Raw genomic sequence first — 19,024 nt, forward strand, 5'->3', positions numbered from 1 at the left:
GGTTACGGGCGGTCAGGACGACGCCCTGACGAATGTCCAGCATGCGCAGCTAGGTAAGTTCCCTACCTATCTCCGCATGCCGGACACCCGTCACCCCTTCACCGCGCCGGAGGTCAGACCGGACACGATCGAGCGACGGAACACGAGCACCAGGATGACGATCGGCACCGTTGCAGCGACACTCGCGGCGAAGATCTGCGCGAACGGCACCGTGAACTGCGTCCCGAAGAGCGCGATGCCGACCGGGATCGTCCGGAACGAGTTCTCACTGTTGAAGGTCAGCGCCATCAGGAACTCGCTCCACGACGCCGTGAAGGTGAAGACGCCGACCGTGAACAGGCCCGGCTTCGCCATCGGCAGGATCACCGACAGCACGGTCCGCCATGCCCCGGCGCCGTCGATCTCGGACGCCTCCTCGATCGTCGACGGGATCCCCTGCAGGTAGTTCCGCATGATCCAGATGGCGAACGGCAGGTTGAACGCCACGTACGGCACGATCAGGCCCGGGTACGAGTTGAGCAGCCCCAGGTTGCGCTCGAGCAGGTACAGCGGCGTCAGCACCGCGATCGCCGGGAACACCGACAGCATGAGCAGCGAGGTCATGATCACCGTGCGCCCCCGGATGAACCGGCCTGCCAGGGCGTACCCGGCGAGGAACGCCAGCGCGAGCACGATCACCGTGGTCGACACCGACACGATGACGCTGTTCACCATGTACTGGCCGAGCGCGTTGTCGCGGAAGGCCACCACGAAGTTGTCGAAGGTGAACGACTGCGGCCAGACGGTGGGCGGCGACTGCCCGATCTCGGACGCCGGCTTGAGCGACGTCGTGACGAGCCAGTAGAGCGGCAGTGCGGTGAGCACCGCGATGACGACGCCGCTGACGTTGACGGTGTTGACCCACTTCCGCCAGCCCTTGCGCACACGTTGACGGGGCATCAGTCGTCCCCTCCCTTCGCCTGGTTCCGGAACGCCCGGAGGAACAGCAGACACCCGGCCGCGACGATGACCGCGGTGGAGGTCGCGATCGCCGCGCCCGGTCCGATGTTGATGTCCTGGAAGAGCACCTTGTAGCCCATGATCGCGAGCGACTGGGTGGCGGTGCCCGGTCCGCCGTTCGTCAGCACGAACGGCAGGTCGAAGACGCCGAAGGCCTGCAGGATGCGGAACAGCACCGCGATCGTCAGGGTCGGCGTGAGCTGTGGCAGCACCACGCGCCAGAACGTCTGCCAGGTGCTCGCGCCGTCGAGCTCGGCGGCCTCGTAGTGGTCCTCGGAGATCTGCACGAGCCCGGCGAGCAGGATGATCGCGACGAACGGCGTCGTCTTCCAGATGTCCGCGACCATCAGCCCGGTGATCGCGGGCACCGGTTCGCCGAGGATCACCGGGGCGTCCCCGAACAACCCGAAGAACCAGGTCGCGACGCCGTAGGTGCTGTCGTAGATGTACTTCCACAGCTGCGCGTTCACGATGGTGACGAGCGACCACGGGATGAGCATGAGCGCGAGCATCCAGCCGCGGGTGGCCCCGAGGCGCTCGAGCACCAGCGCGACGAGCATGCCGAGCACGAGCTCGACCGACACCGTCACCACCGTGTAGAGCACCGTGAAGCCGAGCGCCCGGTACCAGTCGGCGCTCTGCAGCAGTGCCGCGTAGTTGTCGAGCCCGAACGACTGGATCGTGAAGCCCTCGTAGCCGACCTCGACGTCCGCGAAGCTCAGGACCACCGAGTACACGACCGGGAAGATCGTCACCGCCGCGACCACCAGGAGCGCCGGGGCCGCGAAGCCCCACGCGCCCCGCGAGCGGATGCGGTCGAGACGCGACCGCCCCGTCGGCCGGGGTGGCGGATCGACGCGACCCGTGCCTCCAGGCCGTGCCGGTCGTGTCGCCGTGCCGGCGCTCACAGCGCCGCTCCCTGCAGGGCGAGCGAGATGGCGGAGGCCATCGCGCTGGTACCGCCGTCGACGGTCGCCTGCCCGCCGAGGATGCTGTTGCCGTTCTGGTAGACGCCCTGCGACACCTTCGGGTAGTAGGCGGTCGAGGTCGGACGGGGCACGAGCGTGATGCCCGCCGCCGTGTCGTAGGTCGGGCGCTCCTGGCGCTTGGCGTCCGCACTGACGAGGCTCGCCGACCGGGCCGGCAGGACACCGCCCTCACGGGTCAGGAACTGCTGTGCGGTCTCGCTCGACATCCAGCGTGCGAAGGTCAGTGCCGCCGCGGGTTCCTGCGTGTGCGGGTTGATGTAGTTCCCCCACCCGCCGATCGTCGAGTGGTGCTCGTCCATGCCGTCGAACGTCGGCCGGGCGGCGAGACCCACCTTGCCGGCGACCCGGCTGTCCGGGCCGTTCGCGATCCCCCACGCGTACGACCAGTTGCGGAGGAACGCCGCGCGGCCGCCGGAGAAGGCGTCGTTGGTGTCCTGCTCCTGGTACGTCAGGGTGGCCCGTGGCGACGCTCCCGATGTCACCAGCGACCGCATGAACTCGAATGCGCGCTTGGTCTCGGAGCTCGTCGTCGCAGGTGCCGTGAGGTCGTCGTTGAGCAGTGAACCGCCGGCGTCGGCGACGAACTCGGTGACGTTGCAGGTCAGTCCCTCGTACACGTCGCCCTGGAACGCGAACCCGTACGACACGTCGCCGGTGTCGACGAGCTTCGCGGCGGTCTCGCGCACCTCCTCCCACGACCCCGGCACCTGCAGGGAGTGCTTCGCGAGCAGGTCCTTCCGGTACAGGAAGAACGACTCGTCGATGTACAGCGGGAACATGTAGTAGGTCCCGTCGACGCTCGCCGCCAGCCGCAGGCCCTCGGGGAACTGGTCGAAGAAGTCCTCGCCGACGAGCTGGTTCACGGGGGTCGCGAGCTTGTTCTTCGCGAACTGCCCGGGCCAGGCGACGTCACCGAGGTAGACGTCCGGTGTGCTGCTGCCCGCCGCGATCTGGGTCGTCAGGCTGGTGCGGTTCGTGTCGGTGTCGCTCGGGGCGCTGACGATCCGGACGCGGATGTTCGGGTGCTCCTCCTGGAACTCCGCGATGAGCCGGCGCCGCAGGTCACCGCCGTCCTTCGAGGCGACCTGCCCGGCCCACCAGCTGATCGTCGCCTCGCCCTCGGGCGGTTCGGTCGGCCAGTCCTCGACCCGCGTGCGCTCGGGTCGGGTGGAGCAGCCGGCGAGCAGCAGCACCCCCGCTCCCCCGAGCATGAACGTCCTCCGGTCGATTGCCATCCGTCCTCCTCGACGTGTGGTGCTGCGAACCTGTACGTCCACACAACCAGGCGGAGCCTGGTCTGTCCGGCAGGGGCGCCGGCGGCGGTGCCGTGCCGGGCACCTTTCGGTCTGGACGACACCTCACGCGCTCGGGGATCCGTGGACTGTCGCGCAGCCCGGAACGTGGCTGGCGGCTGCCTGGAGGCGCGTGGCGGCGCCGACCCGTGCCTCCAGACCGGCAGGGGTCAAGCGGGGGCGGGGGCCGTCGATCCGGCGAGGTGCAGGGCGCACGGGATGAGCGTGTGCGTGCGCTCGGTGCTGCCGCCCTCGAGGCGGTCGACCAGCGACTCGACCGCCAGGCGGCCGAGCTCCGGCCCGGGGGCGTTCAGCGTCGTGAGCACCGGTTCGGTCGCCGCGCCGGCGCCGTCGGAGGACACGATCGCGATGACCGAGACGTCCTCGGGCACCCGGCGCCCGCCGGCCCGCAAGCCGCTGACGAGCCCGAAGTTCGAGTCGTCCTTCATGATGATCGCGGCCGTGACGTCGGGGTCGCGCGCCAGCAGGTCCCCCGCCGCACGGCGCCCTCCCTCGGCGGAGGCACCGGCGGCGACCACGGTACCGGTGAGGCCGCGGCTCGCGATGCCGGCGCGGAACGCCGCCTCGGACCGGACCTTCGGGCCGTAGTCGGCCATCGACGTGCCGTCGAGGTCCTCGACCACGAGGCCGATCCGACGGTGCCCGAGCCCGGTGAGGTGGTCGAGGGCGTCCTCGACGGTGCGCTCGAAGTCGATGTCTACGTACGAGATGCCCGAGGGGTCGGCGGTGCGGCCGATCGCGACGAACGGGACCTCGAGTTCAGCCAGTCGGCCGATCCGGGGGTCGTGCATCGTGACCTCCATCACCACGACCCCGTCGGCGAGACCGCCCGAGATGAGGTCCTGCACGTCGTCCGCCGTCGTCACCGCCGGCCAGAGCACCAGGTGGTACCCGAGCTCCGAGGCGCGGCTCGCGGCACTCGTGAAGAACTGCAGCGCGGTCTGGCCGAGCCGGTGCTCGAGCACCGGGAACACGAGCGCGAGGATCCGGGTGCGGCGCGACGCCAGTGCCCGGGCGACCACGTTGTTCCGGTAGCCGAGCTCACGCATCGCCGCCGTGACCCTGGCACGGGTGTCGGCGGACACGCGCTTGTTGCCGTTCACGACGAAGGACACCGTCGCGATCGAGACGCCCGCCCGGTCGGCGACCTGCTGCATCGTCGCCATGCCGCTCCCTCACCCTGTCCCGCTCACTGTAGCGGGGGCGGTGCCCGAAAAAGTTCGTCTAAGCGCTTTACCATCTAACCGCTTCGATGCTAGTTTCGACCCCACTCGGGACGCGACGGAGCGGTTCTGGTCCGGTCGTCCCCGATCCACGAGCGACACGTTCGACTCGTGTCCGGCAACCATCCAGAGAAGAGCGAAGCAATGAAGCCTCGACACCGCAGGATCGCCCCGGTCCTCAGCGCGGTCGCCATGCTGGCGACCGTCCCCCTCGTCCTCGCCGGCTGTTCCGGCGGCTCGTCCGCGAGCTCCGGCGGCAAGGTGGACTCCATCACCGTGCTCGACTACTACAACCAGGGCAACGACAAGAAGGTCATCGGCGAGTACCTCGACAAGTGCGGGGCCGAGAACGACGTCACCATCAAGCGCAGCCTGGTGCCCGGCTCGTCGCTCATCCAGAAGGTCCTGCAGCAGGCGTCGTCGAAGACCCTGCCGGACGTCCTGATGCTCGACAACCCGGATCTGCAGCAGATCGCCGAGACCGGTGCGCTGTCGCCGCTGTCCGACTACGACATCTCGACGGACGGCTACGCCAAGGGCGTGCTGCAGGCCGGGACCTACGAGGACCAGGTCTACGGCCTCGCCCCCACCGTGAACACCATCGCGCTCTTCTACAACAAGAAGGCGCTGTCCGACGCCGGTGTCACCCCGCCGAAGACGTGGGACGAGCTGCAGTCCGCCGCGGCGAAGCTGACCGAGGGCGACCAGTACGGGTTCGCCGTCGACGCCAACGCCACGTACGAGGGCACCTGGCAGTTCCTGCCGTTCATGTGGTCGAACGGCGGCGACGAGAAGGACATCGCGACCCCGGAGACCGAGGAAGCGCTGTCGCTCTGGAAGGGCCTGGTCGACGACGGCTCGATGTCGAAGAGCGTCGTGAACTGGACCCAGGCCGACGTGAACGACCAGTTCATGGCTGGCAAGGCCGCGATGATGATCAACGGCCCGTGGCAGATCCCCGGCCTGAAGGAGTCGAAGGTCGACTACGGGATCGCCCAGATCCCCGTGCAGTCCGCCAGCGACAAGGCCGTGGCCCCGCTCGGTGGCGAGGTCTGGACCGTCCCGAACACCGGTGACAAGGCGAAGCAGGCCGTCGCCGCCAAGATCGTCGACTGCATGAACAGCGACGCGAACCAGCTCGCGATGGCGAAGCTGCGGTACACGATCCCCTCGAAGACCGACGTCGCCCAGCAGTTCGGCAAGGACGTCCCCGAGGAGCAGGTGTTCGTCGACCTCGTCGCCGACGCCCGTGCCCGCACCGGCGAGCTCGGTGCCGACTGGCCCAAGGCCGCGACGAAGATCTACACGGCCGTGCAGTCGGCGCTGACCGGGCAGGACTCCCCGGCCGACGCCCTGCGGAACGCGCAGTCGAGCAACTGAGCATGACGAGCACCGCGACCCCCGTCGCCCCACGGCGGGCCGCCGGGGACGGAGCACCCGCTCCGTCCCGGCGGCCCCGCCCGGGCCGCTCGCTGCGCTTCGAACGGATCGCGCAGCTGCTGTTCCTGCTGCCGGCCGTCCTCTTCCTGCTGCTGTTCTTCGGCTACCCCGTGGTCAAGAACATCGTCATGAGCTTCCAGGCGTACACGACGTCGACGTTCTACACGGGCGAGGCACCGTGGGTCGGCCTGGCGAACTACGCCTCGGTCGTGTCGTCCCAGCTGTTCGGCACGGCGATGCTCAACACGGCGCTGTTCACGATCGGGTCGATCGTCGGCCAGTTCGTCCTCGGCCTGCTGCTCGCCCTGTTCTTCCGCCGGAACTTCCCGCTGTCCGGCCTCCTGCGCTCCCTGCTCCTGCTCCCCTGGCTGCTGCCGCTCATCGTCTCGAGCGCGGTCTGGAAGTGGATGCTCGACCAGGACTCGGGCGTCGTCAACCAGTTCCTCGGCACCTTCGGCATCCCGTCGGTCCCGTGGCTGACGAGTCCCGCCGTGGCGCTCATCACCGTCATCGCGGTGAACATCTGGATCGGGATCCCCTTCAACACCACGATCCTGTACGGCGGTCTGCAGGACATCCCCACCGAGCTGTACGAGGCAGCTGCACTCGACGGCGCGACCGGGTGGAAGGCCTTCTGGGCGATCACCTGGCCGATGCTCCGCCCCGTCGTGAGCGTCACGCTCGTGCTCGGCGTCGTCTACACGATCAAGGTGCTCGACATCATCCTGGGGTTGACGAACGGCGGGCCGGCGAACGCCACCCAGACCATCGCGACCCAGTCCTACGACCTGTCGTTCAAGCAGTTCGACTTCGGGCAGGGCGCCGCGCTGAGCAACATCCTCATCGTGATCTCCGCGCTGTTCGCGATCGTCTACCTCCGCCTCAACAGGAAGGCCGTCGATGACTGACGCAGCGTCCACCAACGACGTCCTCCGGACCCGCGCGGTGGTCACCCGCGGCACCCGGCGACCCGTCCGTCCCACGAGCGCGAAGCAGTGGGTGCTGTCCGGCGTCGGGATCCTGATCCTCGCCGTGATGCTGTTCCCCGTCTACTGGATGATCAACATCTCCCTGCAGCCGGCCGGTTCCGCCATCGAGGCCGCCTGGTTCCCGATCAACGCGCAGCTCGGCGGTTACGCGCAGGCGATCGCCGACCAGGGCGGCGCCCTGGTCACGAGCCTGGTGATCGCCCTGGGCAGCGTCGTCGTCAGTCTGCTCATCGCGACGCCGGCGTCGTACGCGCTCGCCCAGTTCAAGGTCAAGGGCATCAACGCGGTGCTGTTCGGCATCCTCATCTCGCAGATGATCCCGGGCATCGTCGTCGCGAACGCCCTGTACGCGGCGTACAACGACCTCGGTCTGCTCAACACCGTGCCGGGGCTGATCCTGGCCGACAGCACCGCCGGCGTGCCCTTCGCGATCCTGATCATGCGCGCGTTCATGCAGAACATCCCGCCGTCGATCATCGAGGCCGCGAAGGTCGACGGTGCCGGCAACTTCCGGGCCTTCCGCTCGGTCGTCGTGCCGATCAGCGCCAACGCCCTGATCACCGCCGGACTGTTCACGTTCCTGTTCACCTGGAGCGACTTCCTGTTCGCCCTGACCCTCACCACCACCGAGGACGTCCGGCCGATCACGCTCGGCATCTACAACTACATCGGCACCTTCACCGCCGACTGGTCGACCGTCATGGCCGCCGCGGTGATGGCCTCGATCCCCGCCATCGTGCTGCTGCTCGTGGCGCAGAAGTTCATCGCCGCCGGGGCCACCGGCGGCGCAGTCAAGTGACCGGGTCCCACCACCCCCGAAAGGCACACACCATGACCACCACCCCGCTCCGCATCACCGTCTGGGGCGAGAACGTCCACGAACAGGTCGAGCAGCACGTCGCCGAGCGCTACCCCGACGGCATGCACGGCGCGATCGCGGACGGCATCCGCGAGCACCTGCCCGAGGCCGTCGTCCGGACCGCCACCATGCAGGAGCCCGAGCACGGCCTCACCGACGAGGTCCTCGCGAACACCGACGTCCTCACCTGGTGGGGGCACGCCGCACACCAGGACGTCGACGACGCCGTGGTCGACCGGGTGCACCGGCACGTGCTCTCCGGCATGGGGCTGCTCGTCCTGCACTCCGGCCACTGGTCGAAGATCTTCGGCAAGCTGATGGGCACCACCTGCACCCTCCGCTGGCGCAGCGAGCACGACCAGGAGCTCGTCTGGACCGTCAACCCGCAGCACCCGATCACCCGGGGGGTGCCGAACCCGATCGTCATCCCCGAGCAGGAGATGTACGGCGAGTACTTCGACGTCCCGACGCCCGACGAGCTCGTGTTCATCTCGGGTTTCACCGGCGGCGAGGTGTTCCGAAGCGGCATGACGTACCGCCGCGGACTCGGGAAGATCTTCTACTTCTCCCCCGGTGACCAGGACTTCCCCGTCTACCACCACCCGGACGTCCGTCGCGTGATCGCGAACGGCGCCGAGTGGGCCCGGCCCGAGCGCGAGCGGGAGATCCCGACGCTCCGCCGCTACGACCTGGGCGAGTACTTCGACGGGCAGCACTACCGCGGCCCGTTCGACGACGCCGAGCCGGAAGCGGTCGACGCGTGAGCCCGCTGCGCGTCCTGCAGGTCGGCGCCGGCGGGATGGGGCGGGCCTGGCTCGCCACCGTCGCAGCCGACCCCGAGGTCGAGCTGGTCGGCATCGTCGACCTCGACCTCGACGCCGCCCGCGCCGGGGCCGAGCACACCGGTGACCCGTCGATCCCGGTCGGCACGGACCTGACCGTGCTGGCCGCCGAGACCGGTGCCGAGGCCGTCCTCGACATCACCGTGCCGGTCGCGCACCACCCGGTCACGCTGCAGGCGCTCCGTGCAGGGCTCCCCGTGCTCGGCGAGAAGCCGGCCGCGCAGACCGTCGCCGAGGCGCTGTCGCTCGCCGCCGCCGCCGAGGCCACCGGCAAGCTGTTCATGGTGTCGCAGTCCCGCCGCTACAACGACCAGCTCGTCGCGTTCCGGCAGCACGTCCGCGACCTCGGTGCCGTGGGCGGGCTGAGCACCCGGTTCGCGAAGGCTCCGCACTTCGGTGGTTTCCGCGAGGAGATGGACGACGTCCTGCTGCTCGACATGGCCATCCACGCCTTCGACTCCGCCCGGTACGTGCTCGAACGCGACCCGGTGTCGGTGTACTGCGAGTCGTGGAACCCGTCGTGGTCCTGGTACCGGGGCGACGCGGCCGCGGCAGCCGTCTTCACGTTCGAGGACGACGTCCGCTACGTCTACGACGGCTCGTGGTGCGCGCCGGGTGCCGAGACCTCGTGGAACGGCGACTGGCGTGCCTCCGGCGCGGCCGGCACGGCACTCTGGGACGGCGACCACGACCCGTCGAGCGACCTCGACGGCACCCCCGGTTCCCCTGCCGCTGCGCCGTCGGTCGGGCACGAGATCGCCGGGTCGTTGGCGTCCTTCGTCCGGGCGGTCCGCTCCGGCGAGGTGCCGGACGGCGAGGTGCACGGCAACGTGATGAGTCTGACCATGGTCGACGCGGCCATCACCTCGGCCCGCAGCGGTCGCCGGGTCGTCGTCGACGAGGTGCTCGAACAGGCGCACCGGGACGCCCTGGCCGCCGAGCAGGACGACGCGATCCGCGACCGCTTGGCGGGGTGGGAGTCGGTCCGCGGCGCCCTGCGCGAGCGGCTGCCCGCTTCGTGAGCAGGAACGGTCGGGTCGCGCGCGGCGACCCGACCGTTCCTGCTCACCACGTGCGGTACGACGCACCCGAGCAGGCCTGGAGGCCCGTGGCGACGCCGCCACGGGCCTCCAGGCCTGCGTTCTGCGGCGATCCGGGCCCCGCGCGCGCTCGGCGGGGACGCCGCCGGTTACGGTGTCCGGGTGCACGGACAACGGTCGTCGGACAGTGACACGGCGGCGGAGCCGGTCGTGCTCGTCGCGGCCGACCCGCGCCGGCGGACCGGCCGGACTCCTTGGCGGCTCGTCCTGGTCGGCGTCGTGCTCGCCGCGGTCGTCGGCGGCGCCGCGGTCGCGACCGCCGGCACGCTGGTGGCGCAGCGCATCGCCGAGTCGTTCGCCGTCCGTGACGCGACCAGCGACACCGCGGCGCTCGCACGCGTCGTGGTCGAACCCGCACTGCTCGACGCGGTCGCCGACCCGTCCCGGTCCGCCGTCGACCGGGCTGCCGCACGGACGCGCCTGGACGACGCGGTGGCCGGTGAGCTGCGCACCGGATCAGCGGTCCGGATGAAGCTCTGGGCGGCCGACGGCACGGTGCTCTGGTCGGACGAACGTCGACTGGTCGGCGAGCGCTTCCCGCTGTCCGACGAGGACCTGGAGGCGCTGGAGTCGGACCGGTCCGACGCCGAGGTGTCCGACCTGACCGAGCCGGAGAACCGTTACGAGCGCGGGCGCGGGCCGCTGCTCGAGGCCTACCAGGCGGTGCACACGCCGTCCGGCGAGGCGCTGCTGTTCGAGGCGTACCAGCCGTACGACCAGGTGCTCGCGCGCGCCGCGGACCTGCGGCGGTCGTTCGCCGTCCTGGCCTTCGGCACGGTGGCGGTGGTGCTCGCGCTCCTGGTGCCGCTGCTGCTCGGGTTGCTGCTGCGGATCCGTTCCGGGCAGCGCCTGCGGGAGCGGCTGCTCGGTCGCGCGCTCGACGCCGAGGCCGCGGAACGCCGTCGGATGGCCGCCGAACTGCACGACGGACCGGTGCAGGACGTCGCCGGACTCGCACTGTCCCTCGGTGCCGATCCCGCCACGCGCGACGCCGCCACCGTGCTCCGGGGTGCAGTGTCGTCGCTGCGGACCTCGATGGCGACGATCCGGCCGGCGGCGCCGACGCCCGAGGGACTCGGCGCCGCCCTCGACGACGCCTGTGCCCGCGCGCGCGCAGCGGGGCTCGCGACCACCGTGCGGGTGCCGGACGCGGTCGACGCGTCCCCCGGCGCGCTGCTCGCGGTCGTGCGCTTCGTCCGTGAGGCCGTCTGGAACGTCGTCAAGCACGCCGGTGCTGGCCGGGTCGACGTCACGGTGACGCAGGCCGGCGGCTCGGTCCGGGTGGTCGTGCACGACGACGGGGCGGGCTTCGACCCCGCCGTGGTCGTCGAGGGCGGCCGCACCGGACACCTCGGCACGACGCTGCTGCGCGAGGTCGCCGAGGACACGGGCGGGTCCCTGCTGCTCCGGACCGCTCCGGGTGCCGGCACCACCTGGGACCTCGAGGTCCCCGTCGACGCGGAGGCCCTGCGGTGAGGATCCTGCTGGTCGACGACCACGCGCTGGTCCGGAGCGGGCTGCGCGCGGTGCTCGCGACCACGGACGACTGCGAGGTCGTCGGCGAGGCAGCCACCGGCGAAGCGGCGGTGTCGCTCGTGCCGACGCTCCGTCCCGACGTCGTCGTGATGGACCTCTCGATGCCCGGTGCCGGCGGCGCGGAGGCGACCCGGCAGGTGCGGGCGCTCCTGCCGTCGGTCCGGGTCCTCGTCATCACGACGTTCTCGGACGACCACCGGGTGCGGGCCGCGTTGGCGGCCGGCGCCACGGGCTACCTGCTCAAGGACGCCGCGCCCGACGACGTGGTCGCGGCGGTCCGTGCCGCAGCGCGCGACGAGACGCCGATCGACCCCCGGGTGGCCCGGGCGCTCCTGCCCGGTGCAGCCGCCGGAGCCGTCGCGGACCGGGGCCCGGAGCTCCCGCCCCGGGAACGGGACGTGCTCGTCCGCATCGCCCGGGGCATGTCGAACCGGCAGATCGGCACGGAGCTCGGCATCGCGGAGCGCACCGTGAAGGTGCACGTCGGGTCGCTGTTCCGGCGGATCGGCGTCGCGGACCGCACGAGCGCCGCGCTGTGGGCGCGCGACCACGGGTGGTGACCGTGCCCTGCCGAACGCTGCTGACCGGGTACTAGTACCAAGGTCCGATGGTGCGGAGTCGGGCTGGCGACGACGATCGTCGTACCGGCCAGACAGGCCCACCAGGAGGCACCCATGCACACCCAGCGCTCACGCAGGATCGGCAGCGGTATCGTCGCCGCGATCGCCCTCGGCACCGTCGCCGCCGCTGCCCTCGTCGGGGTCTCCCCCGCGAACGCGTCCGGCAAGACCTCGACCGGTGGCGACTACGCCGTCACCGTGAACGGGGTCACGACGAACCCCGCCCAGGGCAAGGAACTCAGGGTGCGCGACACCCCGGTCTCCGACACGATCGCGGTACGGGGCAAGCACAACGGCTTCGACATCCGGATCGCCGACCTCGGCGTGTACGACTACACGCTGACCGGCGCTCCGGACACCCAGCGGATGGTGACGAAGCCGACCGTGGTGTTCGCGTCGAAGGTCCCGTCGCTCACCGCCGCGCAGCTCGCCAGCACGAAGCTCTCGTCACTCGAGGTCAAGGACGACACCCTCGTGGTGATCTTCTCGACGGGGGCCGGGAAGCTCAAGGTCCAGGCGAAGGACGGCGCCCAGGGCGGCGTCTTCCAGATGGAGACGGAGTTCGCGGGGCCGGTGACGTTCACCCACACCCTCGGCGCGGGCCTGTTCTACTTCACGAACCCGTACACGGGCAAGATCAACTTCGGCGACGGCACGGCCGCGGTGTCCGCGGGCAGCGGTGCCCACCAGATGCTCCTCGGCAAGGACAGCCCGCAGGTCGCCACGAAGACCTCGCAGACCACGACCACCACCACGTGGACGGTCCAGCCCGGCGGGCGGCTGGGCGGGGTGCTCGGCGAGGACGCCGTCGAACTGTCGCAGGGTGCGACGAACTGCACCAGCGACTGCCAGGCGCAGAACCAGATCCGCGGGTCGCTCCCGGTCCCGCCGGACCCCGTGGACCCGACGCCGCTGGGCGTCACGCGGATCCCGTGAGCGCATGACGGACAGGAGGCCCGTGGCGACGCCGCCACGGGCCTCCTGTCCGTTCGTGCTCGCGATCAGCGCGGGATGACGGAGAACAGGAACTTCTTGCGGACCATGTACCAGGCCAGCAGGATCAGCGCCGTGTGCACCACGAACCCGATCCAGAAGTTGCCCCACGGCACTCCGGGGATCGACGCGATCGCCAGGGCGAAGAACACCTGCCAGACGAACACGTACAGGCTCGCCTGCCCGAGCGGGATCCAGAGCCAGCCGATGGCGGCGGCGATGGGCTTCCAGAACACCGTGAGGATCGCGTAGGACACGATCGCGAAGAACGCGATGTCCACCAGGCGGCCCCACTGCAGGTCCACCCGCTGGTACGCCGTGTTGTACAGCGACTCGTACATCGTCGCCGGGAACGGCACCGGGGTGAACCCGAAGTGGTCGCCGGCCCACACGTAGACCAGGAACGCCGCGTACCCGACGACGGCGACGCCGACCAGGACCTTGCCGAGACGCCCGGTGAGCGCACCGACGATCTGCCGCCGGTAGTACCCGAGCACGAGCCCGTGGGTGAACACCACCTGCCAGGTGAACAGGGGGAACACCGCCTCGAACTGGGAGTTCAGCGGACGGAATTCCGGGTTGAGGGCCTGGAACACGTACAGCGCCCAGCTGGCGGCGAGGAGCGCCCACCAGAACCCGCGCCGGATCACCCAGATCAACACCGGGATGAACAGGCTCAGCACCACGAACAGGCCCATGATGTTGAACGGCCAGGGCCCCATCTCGAGCAGCAGGAACTGCCGGATCGCGTACCAGGGCGGCGGGTAGGCGAGCAGCTGCATCGCGTTCGGGTACAGGTCGTAGACCCGGCCCTCCGCATCGACACCGCCGGTCCCCGTGCCGCGGTCGGTGAACGTGGTGATGGCGTCGGTGTTCAGGAACGGGACGAAGCTCAGCGCGAAGACCACCAGGATCACCACGAGCGTGACGACGTACTGCTTGCGCGCGCGCTTCCACGCCCCGACGGCCGCCGCCCACTCGCCGAACTTCTTCACGGCGAACGGGTACGTCATGCCGAGGACCATGCCGGACAGGAACACGAACATCTCGGCGCCGGTGATCGCCCCGACGGCGTGCAGCGTGAGGTACGAGTACGGCCCGCCGATCTCGATGTGGGTGATCACCACGGCGAGGATGATGAACCCGCGGAACAGGTCGAGCCGCAGGTCACGGCCGGGCTTGCCGTCGTCGGGGTAGCGCCAGCTCGGCAGGAGCCGGCCGAACACCCCGCTCAGCAGGAACACGACCGCCAGGCCAGCGGCCAGCCAGACGATCCACGCCATCTGCTCGCCGCCGGTCTCGTACTCCTGGGAGATCGCGGCGTTGCCCTGCTGCACGGTCACGCGGTCGGTGACCGGACCGAAGGCGAAGTCACCGGATCGCTCGAGGTCGGCGCGGAAGGACTCCGCGACGCCCGGGTCCGCGGTGAGTCGCCAGTCGGCCACGCGGTTGCCGGCCTCGGGCTCGCGTCGCTCGGCCTCGAGCACGGTCATGCCCCGGATCAGCGGACGCTCCTGCACGGCGGCGAGCACCTGCCGCCACCAGCTCCGCTTGACCTGGAGCTCGGCGTCGCCCTGCAGCTCGCGGTTGTACAGGGCGCCGGTGTCGAGGAGCATCGGGCGGTCGTCGGCCGCCGCGAACCGGTCGTAGAACGTGCCCGACTGGGGTTGGTCGTACCCCCAGTCCTCGTCGAACCGGGCCTCGACCTCACCGCTGCGGGTGAGCGGCACGGCGCGACCGGCGGCCTCGGTCGGGTCGCCCTTGCCGTACGAGAACATCGAGAGCCCGACCCAGTCGACGGCCTCGGCTCCCGGCCAGTACGGCCCGTACGGGTCGTCGGCGCCGGTGAGCTGTCCGTCACCGCTCGTGTCCGCCTTCGCGACGTCGACCGGGGACAGGTTCCGCAGCCGCCCGGCGGACTCGCCGAACGGGTAGCCGGCACCGTACGACGGCGACCACACCATGAGCGCGTCCGACGTGCCCGCGTGCACGGTCGTGCCGAGCGCCCGGAACGCCCGGACGAACTCCGTCGGCTGCTGGCCCCAGCGGACCCACGTGCCGTTCATCTGCGGTGCGAACCGCACGAGCACCTGGGTGTCGTACTGGTCGTGCAGGTCCTCGAACACGGTGTTGACGGCACGGGTGTCCGCGGTGTCGAGCGACCGCAGTTCGCGGTCGGGTTCGAGGCTCACGACGAGCACCGCACCCTGGGTCGCCGCCGCACGCGCCGAGCGGAGGAGCTCCTGCTTCGCCGTGCGGTCGAGCGGGTAGTCGACGGAGACCCCGTACATCGACGGCGTCGCGCCGAGCCGCCCCTCGTACCCTTCGGGCGAATCGCTGGCCCAGTCGAGGTCGGGGCCGAACCACGTCGACCCCTCGGCCGGCTGCACGGCGGCCGTCGGGTGCACGGACGCAGCGGACGCCGGCAGCGCACCACCGAGCAGGAGCGTGGCGATCGTGACGATGAGGGCGACCGCGCGGGTCACCGGCTTCTTCACCGGTCGCACGCAAGCGTCCAGACGTTGTGGCCGGGCTCGTGCCGGTGCTCGAGCCGGTCGAGCGCCGCGATGGCGAGCGCCAGACCGCGCCCGCTCTCCTGCTCGACGTCGGCCATGGTGACGGCACTCAGGTCGATGTCGGCGGGCATCCCGTTGTCGGTCAGCACCGCCGTCAGGGCCTGCTCGGTGGCCTCGAGGTGCACGGCGTACCGGCGCCCGGTGCCCCGGTCGGCGCGGACGGTGTGCTCGACGATGTTCGCGGCGACCTCGGCCAGGGCGGTCTCGAGTGCGAAGCGGAGCCGGACGTCGTCGATGCCCAGGCCGTCCCACCACGCGGCGAAGCGGTCCTGCACCTCGTCGAGGGAGTCGGGCGTCGCGGCGACCTCGAACGTGGTCTCGGTGCTCACAGGGGTCCTCCGGCGGTGCTCGACTCGTGTTCGGACTGGGCTGGGGTGGCCGGGCCGCGGTACCGGACGGCCCGGATCACGATGCTGAAGATGAACAGGTCGAAGACGACCCACGCGGTGTTCACGAGCGGTGCGATCCCCTCGGCCTGGCCTGTCAGGTAGCGGATGCCGATCATGACCAGGGCCGCGACCAGGGCGCCCATCGCGTACAGCTGCGGCTTGACCAGGTCCCACCGCGGCTTCTGCTCGGTCTCGTCGCGCACCTTCGGGGTGACGCGGAACCCGAGCGGCTTGCCCCGGAAGACGTTCTCGAACGCGCTGGTCACCGACTCGATCCAGACCGGGAAGAGTGCGAGCGAGTACTGCTGCCCGCGCCAGGTCGGTCTGCCGGCGGCCACCACCCAGAACAGCAGCTGGTTCAACACCAGGAACGGGATGAGCCGGGCGAAGAAGTCGACGCTGTAGGCCTGCACGGGGATCACCCCGAACGACAGGCAGAGCACCGGGGCGGCGATGTAGACGATCGCGGCGAACCCGGACAGGTAGCTCCACATCGTCGAGAAGTACATGAGCCGCTGCCCCCACGACAGCCCCTTCTGCACCAGGGGGTTCTCGCGGAAGAACACCTGCATGGTGCCCTGCGCCCAGCGGAGTCGCTGCACGAGCATCGTCGGCAGGTCCTCGGGAGCCAGGCCCTTCGCCAGGATCTCGTCGTGGTACGCCGACTTCCAGCCGAGGCCGTGCAGGCGCATCGCCGTGGCCATGTCCTCGGTCACCGAGATCGTCGCCAGCGGCATGATCGGCTGCGCCTCGTCGTCGCGGTTGACGTCGAGGGCACGGGCGAGCACGGCGATCGACTCGATGGCGGCGACCGGTGAGGCCTCGCGCCGGCCGAGCACGTCGAGCGCGGCGTCGTCGAGACCCGCGAAGGTGTTGGCGTCGGTGGACATCGCCGCGAGCTCCTGCAGGTCGTTCCGCACGGACTCGAGGTCGGCGGCGGCGAACCGGAACGCGATGGCGTCGATCCCCCGCTGGAACGCGTACGTCACGTCACCGAGGGGTTCACCGGCGCGCACCTGGTCGCGAGCCTGGTCCACCACGATCTCGGCGTCGTCGAGGGCGGCGAGCACGCGCGGGTCGGTCTCGGTCTCGCGGGAGCGGGCGAGGAGCTTGCGCGAGGTGGCGAGGGTGCGCTGGACGGACGCCTCGACCTCGGCCACGTAGCGCGAGATGCCGAGCTGCATGAGCGCCTCGCGCCGCAGGATGGCGTTCGACCCGCAGAAGAACGCCGCGTTCCAGCCGTCCTTCGACTGCTGGATCGGACCGTAGAACAGCGGTGCCTGGCTGCCGAGGGGGTCGTCGTCCGGCACGTTCTCGAACCACTGCGGCGTCTGCACGAGCGCCATCCGCGGGTCCTTGAAGTAGCCGAGGGTGCGGTCGAGGATCGCGGGGTCCGGCACCTGGTCGGCGTCGAGGATGAGCAGGAACTCGCCCTGCGTCGCGAGCAGGGCGTTGTTGAGGTTGCCGGCCTTGGCGTGCCGGGGCCGGTCCACCCAGTCGGCGCCGCGCGTGATGACGCCGATGCCGAGCGCCTCGGCCGCCGCACGCATCTCGGGACGGTTGCCGTCGTCGAGGATCCAGGTGGTGTGCGGGTGCGTGATCGCCTTCGCCGCCCGGGCGGTGCGCTCGACCAGGTCGATCGGCTCGTTGTAGGTCGTGATGAAGACGTCGACGGTGACGTCGGTGGACGGCTTCGCCGGTGGTTCGCCGCGCTCCCGGAGCCGCCAGGCCCCGAGGGCGAAGAGCAGCGAGTCGATGACGCTGTAGGTCTCGGCGAGGATCAGCGGCACCGCGATCCACCACGAGTGCCAGTTCACCGAGGCCGCCCATCGCCAGACGATGTAGTTCACACCGGCGAGGGACGCCAGGAGCGCCACCGTCCGCACGGTCACCAGGCGTCGGCGGGCGGTCCCGGTGGCCAGGCGGCGGCGGTCCTGTCGGCTGACGTCGAGCGCGGTCACCGGGTCTCCCCGTCCGCGGCGTCGCCGGACGTGCTGCGTCGCAAGCGTTCCTCCTGATCCACCCTGCCGGTCCCGCTCCGGTCGTCGGTGTCGACCTCGGCGTAGGGACCTGTCTACCCCAGCCACGGGCCTCCTGTCAGTCCCCTGCCCCGATCTGGGGACGGACGGACACCACACGGCACGCAGCGCTCGCCTTCCGGTCACCGGCAGGGCATGCTGCTGACGGGGCACCGCGGTCGCCGGGCCCGACCGACGGAAGCGGGACACCATGTCACACCACCTCGTGATCGGCGCAGGCCCGGTGGGCCGTCACGTCGCTGCCCTGCTCACGGAGCGCGGCGACCGGGTCACGGTCGCCACCCGCTCGGGTCGCGACGCCGGGCTGGAGGCAGTGGGTCACGTCGCCCTCGACGCATCGGACCCCGACGCACTCACCCGGGCCGCCGACGGCGCCGCCGTCCTCTACAACTGCGCGAACCCCGGCGCCTACCCGGAGTGGGAGCGGGCGTGGCCACCACTCGCCGCGTCGCTGCTCACCGCAGCCGAACGGACCGGTGCCGTGTACGCGATCACCGGCAACCTGTACCCGTACGGTCCGGTCACCGGGCCGATGCACCCGGGTCTGCCCGATGCCGCGACCGACCACAAGGGCGCCCTCCGTGCCCGGATCTGGGCGGACGCCCTGGCGGCTCACCGTGCTGGTCGGATCCGCACGGTCGAGGTCCGCGGTTCGGACTACGTCGGCCCGGGCATCGGCGGGAACGGCCACGTCACCCGGGTGCTCCCGGCGGCCCTGCGTGGGAAGCCCGTGACGATGATCGGCCGGACCCACCTGCCGCACACGTTCACCGACGTGCTCGACGTCGCTCGCACCCTCGTCACGACGGCGGCCGACGACTCCGCGCACGGCCGGACCTGGATGGTGCCGAGCAACCCACCACGGACGCAGCAGCAGGCGCTGACCGAGGTGCTGGCGGCGGCCGGGAAGCCCCCGGTGCCGGTCCGACGCCTGCCGGCCGGCGCGGTCCGTGCCCTCGGGCTGGTGTCACCGATGCTGCGCGAACTCGCCCAACTGGGCTACCAGTGGACGGCCCCGTACGTGGTCGACGACACCGAGACCAGGACCCGCTTCGGCCTCGAGCCCACCCCGTGGGACGAGGTGTGCCGGCGGACGATCGCCGGGATGACCGCATGA

16 protein-coding genes are annotated in these 19,024 nt (G+C 70.7%); 9 read left to right on the forward strand and 7 right to left on the reverse strand.

Going from position 1 to position 19,024, the window contains the following annotated elements:
- Window positions 1–90 precede the first annotated feature (90 nt).
- From DEJ27_RS15990 to DEJ27_RS16005, 4 genes are all read right to left on the reverse strand, one after another.
- A complete protein-coding gene (locus DEJ27_RS15990) occupies window positions 91–939 on the reverse strand; it encodes a carbohydrate ABC transporter permease (protein ID WP_258370004.1) in 849 nt (282 codons plus the stop codon).
- Window positions 939–1,907 (reverse strand): carbohydrate ABC transporter permease, encoded by a 969-nt coding sequence (locus tag DEJ27_RS15995; RefSeq protein ID WP_176708257.1) that lies wholly within the window; start codon window positions 1,905–1,907, stop codon window positions 939–941. Before DEJ27_RS15995 ends, DEJ27_RS15990 begins: the two co-directional genes overlap by 1 nt.
- Window positions 1,904–3,223, reverse strand: coding sequence for an ABC transporter substrate-binding protein (locus DEJ27_RS16000; RefSeq protein ID WP_111091416.1), 1,320 nt, complete (start codon window positions 3,221–3,223; stop codon window positions 1,904–1,906). Before DEJ27_RS16000 ends, DEJ27_RS15995 begins: the two co-directional genes overlap by 4 nt.
- A 227-nt stretch (window positions 3,224–3,450) precedes the next feature.
- Window positions 3,451–4,467, reverse strand: coding sequence for a LacI family DNA-binding transcriptional regulator (locus DEJ27_RS16005; RefSeq protein ID WP_258370384.1), 1,017 nt, complete (start codon window positions 4,465–4,467; stop codon window positions 3,451–3,453).
- A gap of 201 nt (window positions 4,468–4,668) precedes the next feature.
- Between DEJ27_RS16005 and DEJ27_RS16010 the strand changes: the two genes are divergently transcribed.
- The 8 genes from DEJ27_RS16010 to DEJ27_RS16045 all read left to right on the forward strand — a co-directional run bounded on the left by DEJ27_RS16010 (window position 4,669) and on the right by DEJ27_RS16045 (window position 12,846).
- Complete coding sequence (locus DEJ27_RS16010; protein ID WP_111091417.1) at window positions 4,669–5,904, forward strand: ABC transporter substrate-binding protein; 1,236 nt, start codon at window positions 4,669–4,671, stop codon at window positions 5,902–5,904.
- Window positions 5,905–5,906: 2 nt separating this feature from the next.
- Window positions 5,907–6,872, forward strand: coding sequence for a carbohydrate ABC transporter permease (locus tag DEJ27_RS16015; RefSeq protein ID WP_111033625.1), 966 nt, complete (start codon window positions 5,907–5,909; stop codon window positions 6,870–6,872).
- Entirely contained in the window at window positions 6,865–7,752 is an 888-nt protein-coding gene (locus DEJ27_RS16020; protein ID WP_027464442.1) for a carbohydrate ABC transporter permease, read from the forward strand. The genes DEJ27_RS16015 and DEJ27_RS16020 overlap by 8 nt, the downstream gene beginning before the upstream one ends.
- Window positions 7,753–7,784: 32 nt before the next feature.
- Window positions 7,785–8,576: a ThuA domain-containing protein gene (locus DEJ27_RS16025; RefSeq protein WP_110862640.1), complete on the forward strand. Its 792-nt coding sequence runs from the start codon at window positions 7,785–7,787 to the stop codon at window positions 8,574–8,576.
- A 5-nt stretch (window positions 8,577–8,581) separates the two neighbouring features.
- Window positions 8,582–9,676, forward strand: coding sequence for a Gfo/Idh/MocA family protein (locus DEJ27_RS16030; RefSeq protein WP_111091437.1), 1,095 nt, complete (start codon window positions 8,582–8,584; stop codon window positions 9,674–9,676).
- Window positions 9,677–9,856: 180 nt separating this feature from the next.
- Window positions 9,857–11,230: an ATP-binding protein gene (locus DEJ27_RS16035; RefSeq protein ID WP_111091418.1), complete on the forward strand. Its 1,374-nt coding sequence runs from the start codon at window positions 9,857–9,859 to the stop codon at window positions 11,228–11,230.
- Window positions 11,227–11,850, forward strand: coding sequence for a response regulator transcription factor (locus DEJ27_RS16040; RefSeq protein WP_111091419.1), 624 nt, complete (start codon window positions 11,227–11,229; stop codon window positions 11,848–11,850). The genes DEJ27_RS16035 and DEJ27_RS16040 overlap by 4 nt, the downstream gene beginning before the upstream one ends.
- 114 nt (window positions 11,851–11,964) lie before the next feature.
- Window positions 11,965–12,846 carry a hypothetical protein gene (locus DEJ27_RS16045; RefSeq protein ID WP_111091420.1) on the forward strand — a complete coding sequence of 294 codons (882 nt, stop codon included), beginning with the start codon at window positions 11,965–11,967 and terminating at the stop codon, window positions 12,844–12,846.
- A 65-nt stretch (window positions 12,847–12,911) separates the two neighbouring features.
- Here DEJ27_RS16045 and opgC read toward each other — a convergent pair whose 3' ends face one another.
- From opgC to DEJ27_RS16060, 3 genes are read right to left on the reverse strand one after another with little or no spacing between them, the layout of a single operon-like run.
- Window positions 12,912–15,401, reverse strand: coding sequence for an OpgC domain-containing protein (gene opgC, locus DEJ27_RS16050; RefSeq protein WP_146238620.1), 2,490 nt, complete (start codon window positions 15,399–15,401; stop codon window positions 12,912–12,914).
- Window positions 15,398–15,808 (reverse strand): ATP-binding protein, encoded by a 411-nt coding sequence (locus DEJ27_RS16055; RefSeq protein WP_111091421.1) that lies wholly within the window; start codon window positions 15,806–15,808, stop codon window positions 15,398–15,400. Before DEJ27_RS16055 ends, opgC begins: the two co-directional genes overlap by 4 nt.
- Window positions 15,805–17,760, reverse strand: a complete 1,956-nt coding sequence (locus DEJ27_RS16060; RefSeq protein WP_258370387.1) for a glycosyltransferase — start codon at window positions 17,758–17,760, stop codon at window positions 15,805–15,807. The genes DEJ27_RS16055 and DEJ27_RS16060 overlap by 4 nt, the downstream gene beginning before the upstream one ends.
- A gap of 337 nt (window positions 17,761–18,097) precedes the next feature.
- On the opposite strand from DEJ27_RS16060, the gene DEJ27_RS16065 reads away from it, so the two are divergent.
- The gene (locus DEJ27_RS16065) at window positions 18,098–19,024 is read left to right on the forward strand and encodes an NAD-dependent epimerase/dehydratase family protein (RefSeq protein ID WP_111091422.1); all 927 of its coding nucleotides are present in this window, start codon (window positions 18,098–18,100) and stop codon (window positions 19,022–19,024) included.

The sequence above is a fragment of the Curtobacterium sp. MCPF17_018 genome (assembly GCF_003234135.1).
Classification (GTDB): Bacteria; Actinomycetota; Actinomycetes; order Actinomycetales; family Microbacteriaceae; genus Curtobacterium; species Curtobacterium flaccumfaciens.